Origin of the sequence: Streptomyces sp. (genome assembly GCF_050698815.1) — a bacterium.
GTDB lineage: Bacteria > Actinomycetota > Actinomycetes > Streptomycetales > Streptomycetaceae > Streptomyces.
On the sequence record NZ_JBOHCV010000560.1, the window covers coordinates 1 to 4820 of the forward strand.

General features: G+C 70.5%; 5 protein-coding genes and 1 pseudogene. 4 read left to right on the plus strand and 2 right to left on the minus strand.

The window, feature by feature from the left end; genetic code table 11:
- Positions 1-849: pseudogene (locus ACRDP3_RS20195) on the plus strand (serine/threonine-protein kinase); the annotation flags it as partial.
- A 32-nt stretch (positions 850-881) separates the two neighbouring features.
- Here ACRDP3_RS20195 and ACRDP3_RS20200 read toward each other — a convergent pair.
- Positions 882-1340: an Lrp/AsnC family transcriptional regulator gene (locus ACRDP3_RS20200; protein WP_431518381.1), complete on the minus strand. Its 459-nt coding sequence runs from the start codon at positions 1338-1340 to the stop codon at positions 882-884.
- Between the two features lie 188 nt (positions 1341-1528).
- Here ACRDP3_RS20200 and ACRDP3_RS20205 point away from each other — a divergent pair, with 188 nt between their 5' ends.
- Together ACRDP3_RS20205 and ACRDP3_RS20210 are read left to right on the plus strand one after the other, a co-directional pair.
- Positions 1529-2173, plus strand: a complete 645-nt coding sequence (locus ACRDP3_RS20205) for an AzlC family ABC transporter permease (RefSeq protein ID WP_431518385.1) — start codon at positions 1529-1531, stop codon at positions 2171-2173.
- Positions 2166-2495: a branched-chain amino acid transporter permease gene (locus ACRDP3_RS20210; protein WP_431518382.1), complete on the plus strand. Its 330-nt coding sequence runs from the start codon at positions 2166-2168 to the stop codon at positions 2493-2495. The genes ACRDP3_RS20205 and ACRDP3_RS20210 overlap by 8 nt, the downstream gene beginning before the upstream one ends.
- A gap of 31 nt (positions 2496-2526) precedes the next feature.
- Here the strand turns inward: ACRDP3_RS20210 and ACRDP3_RS20215 are convergent, their stop codons facing one another.
- Complete coding sequence (locus ACRDP3_RS20215) at positions 2527-3402, minus strand: diacylglycerol kinase (RefSeq protein WP_431518383.1); 876 nt, start codon at positions 3400-3402, stop codon at positions 2527-2529.
- Between the two features lie 150 nt (positions 3403-3552).
- On the opposite strand from ACRDP3_RS20215, the gene ACRDP3_RS20220 reads away from it, so the two are divergent.
- Positions 3553-4820 (plus strand): adenylosuccinate synthase (locus ACRDP3_RS20220; RefSeq protein WP_431518384.1); only part of this gene is annotated, 1268 nt, incomplete at its 3' end.

Consider the following 4820-nt stretch of genomic DNA (forward strand, 5'->3'; position numbering starts at 1 on the left):
GATCAGCCACCGCCCGCGGTTGATGCGGTTCAGCCATGCCGCCGCCGCCTCGCGATCGCCGGCCTGGCCGCCGTCATCGTCGCCGGTGTCGCCTTCGCCGCCTCGGGTGCCGAACTCCCGCTGCTGGACTCCGGGTCCGGGTCCGGCGGTGGCGACCAGGCCGACTCCGACGTGCCCAAGGGGTACGTCGGCACCTGGAGCGGCCCCGTCACCCGGGACGGCGAACCCACCGGCCAGTACCGCCGCTTCGTCATCACCGAGGGTCAGAAGGGCGAGGTCGTCGCCAACAGCATCAGCCTCGGCCTGACCTACGAGTGCAAGAGCGACGGCAAGCTCGTCTCGGCCGGCGACTCGCTCGACCTGGACACCAAGGTCGTCAAGAGCGTGCCCGAGGGGAAGTGCGCGGCCCTCGGTTCGCACACCCTCACCCGCGGCCCGGACTCCACCCTCGCCTGGGAGGCCGCCGGCCGCACCGCCACGCTGCACCGGGTACGGGAGCCGGAGAAGCTGCCCAAGGAGTATCTCGGCGACTGGCAGCGCCCGTTGCCGGGCGGCGGCATCCAGACGGTGACCGTCGAGCAGGTGACGGCGAGCGGCGCGGCCATCGGCATGGTCTCGGAAGCCCCCGACGAACGCTGCGAGGCGACCGCCGACATCTTCTCCGTGGGCACGGACGGCGGCGGCGAGGACGATCCGGTTCGTCTCGCTCCGCCCGCGGTCGACGAGGACGCCTCGTCCGGCGAGTGCCGCAGCGGCGGCGCGGCCACCCTGCGCCTCGAGGACGACGGCCGCATGGTGCGCACCTTCACCGGGACCGGCCAGGAGTTCGCGTACACGCGCGAGGACTGATCCCGCCGGCCCGCTTGAGGAACAGCGGACCGTCAGGAGCTGGTCTTGATCTTCTTCATGGTCAGGTGGGATACGAGGCGGAGGACGCAGGACAGGCCGCTGAGTTTGCCGGTGAGGAATGCCTCGTAGGCGGCATGGTCGGCCACGGCGACGCGGACGAAGTAGTCGGGGCGGCCGAACATGCGACGGAACTCGACGACCTCCTCGAAGGACACCACGGTCTTCTCGAACTCCTCGAAGGTCTTGCGGTCGGTGGCACTGACTTCGACGTCGATGAGGACTTCCAGCCCATGGCCGAGGGCTTCGGGGTCGACGACGGCCCGGTATCCCGTGATGACGCCGGCTTCCTCCAGCCGCTTGACCCGGCGCAGGCACGGCGGCGGGGTCAGGCCCACCCGTTTGGCCAGTTCGACGTTGGTCAGCCGCCCGTCCTGGCGCAGATGAAACAAAATTTCGCTGTCGATGTGATCGATATGCACTTCATTGCTCATAGCTTGATCCTAGAGCCATGATCGGCAACCATATAAGGCTGATTCCGTCCTAATATTTCCACATGGGAATATCTCCGTCCGTGGTCCGCGATCCTGCTGGGCACGCCATCGCGCCCCCGGCCCCAGGTCCGGGGGCGGGGGCGAGCCCGGCGCCTGCGGCTCTGGCCGCGTTCAAGGACTCCGCTTCCGTGGGCTTGGGGCTGGTGCCGCTCGGCCTCGCCTTCGGAATCCTCGTCACGCAGTCCGGTCTGGCCTGGTGGTGGGCGAGCGCGTTCACCGCCCTCATCTACGCCGGATCGTTCGAGTTCGTGCTCGTCGGCCTGGTCGCCACCGTCGCACCGCTGGGGACGGTCGCCCTGACCGCCTTCCTGGTCAACATCCGGCACGTCTTCTACACGCTCTCCTTCCCCCTGCACCGCGTGAGCGGGCGCCTCGCGAAGACCTACAGCACCTTCGCCCTGACCGACGAGGCATACGCCCTGACCACCAGCGAGCAGGCCCGCTCCTGGCCCAGCCACCGCATCCTGTGGCTCCAGCTGTACATGCACCTGTACTGGGTGGGCAGCGCCACCACCGGCGGACTACTCGGCTCGCTCGTCCCAGACAGCGTCACCGGCCTGGACTTCGCCCTCACCGCCCTGTTCACCGTCCTGGCCCTCGACGCGATCCGGGACCGGCGCGATGACCTTCCCACTCCCGTCCTCGCCCTGCTCAGCGCACTCGCAGCCCGCCTTCTCCTCCCCGGCCAAATGATGCTGGCCGCCTGCGTCCTGTTCACCGCCGCCCTCCTGACCCGGCGCCTCACCACCCGCACGAGGACCCTCCATGCCTGACACCTCCTATCTGATCGCCGCAGTCGCCGTCTCCGCCGCCGTGACCTGGGCCCTGCGCGCCCTGCCCTTCACAGCCCTGTCCCCGCTGCACACCAGCAGCACCGTCCAGTACCTCAGCACCCGCATGCCGGCCGGCGTCATGGTGATCCTGCTCGCCTACTGCCTGCGCGACCTCCCCCTGGCCGAATCACGTGCCACCGCCCCCCTACTGGCCCTGGCCACCACCATCGGCCTGCACCTATGGCGACGCAACGCCCTGCTGAGCATCCTCGGCGGCACCACGGTCCACGTGGTCCTCGCCAGCACCCTCTTCGCGCCCTGACCGGGCCCGCCGCGACCAGACCTTGGGATCATCACCCCGGCAGGGTGAGCGTCCAGGCGTCGGCCAGGACGGTCCAGGTACGGAATCGGACCGGGCCGCCGACCAGCGCGTCCGCGCGGTAGCGGAAGTCCGGCCCGGAGACCGTGACCGCACGTGCCCGCGCGGTGACCGGCTCCGACGGGTCCGCCGCCTCCGGGCGTACGGTCACCTGGGCCAGGCCCCGCTCCCATTCGTCCGGCATCACCGAGACCTCGGTCACAGGGTGGTCGAGGTCGGCGAGGAGTTCGCCGTCCGCCTCCACCCGCAGCCGCCGGGCGGGCGGCAGCGGGGCGGCCGCCCGGCGGACCGCGCGCATCGACCGCGTCAGCGAGCGCCGCGTACGCGAGAACGGCGCGCAGCCGGCCGGCTCCAGCCGGTCCGTCCGCTCCGTGACCGCCCCCACACCCGGCACCTCCGGGATGCGCAGGCCCCCCAGCACCACCCCGCCGCTGTCGTCCAGCAGCAGATCGAGCCGGCACCCGACTCCGTCCAGCACCGTGCGTGCCGCCGACACCGCGTCCGCCGGTACGCCCAGCCCGCGCGTAAGGGCCACCGCGGCCGCCGTGCCGACGGGGACCACCGAAAGCGCCGCCTCGCTCAACTCCCGCTCACGGTGCAGGAGTTGTACGGCCCGTAGCAACGCTCTGTCGTCGCCGACGACGACGGGACGGCGGCTGCCCCGGCGGGCCAGCGCCCGCTCGGTCTCCTCCACGCTCTGCGGCAGGCACACCTTCGTACCCGGTGCGCCCGCACACAGCACGTCCCGCGCGATCCGCACGGACTCTCCGTCCGCGAGCCGGGCGAGGGGGTCGATGACCACGAGCAGCGGGGGTCGTGAGGTCCCCGCGGGGTCTGGAGCCGACACCATGTTCCTCTCTCAGGTAGCCTCTCGGTGCAAGAGCCCCTGTCGCTGTTGCGCCAGGGGCGTTCTCTATTTCCGGGGCACCGGTCCGCGGCTCTTGCGATGGCAAAGCGCCATGCACGTGGGACATGCCCCGCCCGGAAGGGGTGTACGCCTGTGCCCGCACTCGTGCTGCTCGGTGCTCAGTGGGGTGACGAGGGCAAAGGAAAGGCCACCGACCTTCTCGGTGGCTCGGTGGACTACGTGGTGCGCTACCAGGGCGGCAACAACGCCGGCCACACGGTCGTCGTCGGCGACCAGACCTACGCGCTGCACCTGCTCCCCTCCGGCATCCTCTCCCCGGACTGCGTCCCGGTCATCGGCAACGGCGTCGTCGTCGACCCGGCGGTCCTGCTCTCCGAGCTGAGCGGACTGAACGCGCGCGGCGTCGACACCTCCAAGCTGCTGCTCAGCGGTAACGCGCACCTGATCGCGCCGTACCACACCGAGGTCGACAAGGTGACGGAGCGGTTCCTCGGGAAGCGGAAGATCGGCACCACGGGCCGCGGCATCGGCCCCGCCTACGCGGACAAGATCAACCGTACGGGCATCCGCGTACAGGACCTGTTCGACGAGTCGATCCTGACGCAGAAGGTCGAGGCGGCGCTCGACTTCAAGAACCAGGTGCTCGCCAAGCTCTACAACCGGCGTGCCATCCGCACCGAGCAGATCGTCGAGGAGCTGCTCGGCTACGCGGACGAGCTGCGCGGGTTCGTCGCCGACACCACCCTGATCCTGAACAACGCCGTCGACGAGGGCAAGGTCGTCCTCATGGAGGGCGGCCAGGGCACGCTGCTGGACGTGGACCACGGCACGGACCCCTTCGTCACCTCCTCCCCCCCGCCGGCGGGCGGTGCCTGCACCGGCTCGGGGGTCGGCCCGACGAAGCTGAGCCGGGTGATCGGCATCCTCAAGGCGTACACGACCCGGGTGGGGGCGGGCCCCTTCCCGACCGAGCTGCTCGACGCGGACGGCGAGGCGCTGCGCAGCATCGGCGGCGAGCGGGGCGTCACCACGGGTCGCGACCGCCGCTGCGGCTGGTTCGACGCGGTCATCGCCCGGTACGCGACGCGGGTCAACGGCCTCACCGACTTCTTCCTGACCAAGCTCGACGTACTCACCGGCTGGGAGCGCATCCCGGTCTGCGTCGGCTACGAGATCGAGGGCCGGCGGGTCGACGAGCTGCCCTTCAGCCAGAGCGACTTCCACCACGCGAAGCCGGTCTACGAGTTCCTGCCGGGCTGGTCGGAGGACATCACCAAGGCGAAGTCCTTCGACGACCTGCCGAAGAACGCGCAGGGCTACGTCAAGGCGCTGGAGGAGATGTCCGGCGCCCCGATCTCCGCGATCGGCGTCGGCCCGGGCCGCGACGAGACGATCCAGAT

Excerpts from the sequence above, each read along its gene's own strand:
- ACRDP3_RS20210 (WP_431518382.1), top strand. The coding sequence starts at position 2,166 with ATGCCTGACACCTCCTATCTGATCGCCGCAGTCGCCGTCTCCGCCGCC.
- ACRDP3_RS20215 (WP_431518383.1), bottom strand. The coding sequence starts at position 3,402 with ATGGTGTCGGCTCCAGACCCCGCGGGGACCTCACGACCCCCGCTGCTC.
- ACRDP3_RS20200 (WP_431518381.1), bottom strand. The coding sequence starts at position 1,340 with ATGAGCAATGAAGTGCATATCGATCACATCGACAGCGAAATTTTGTTT.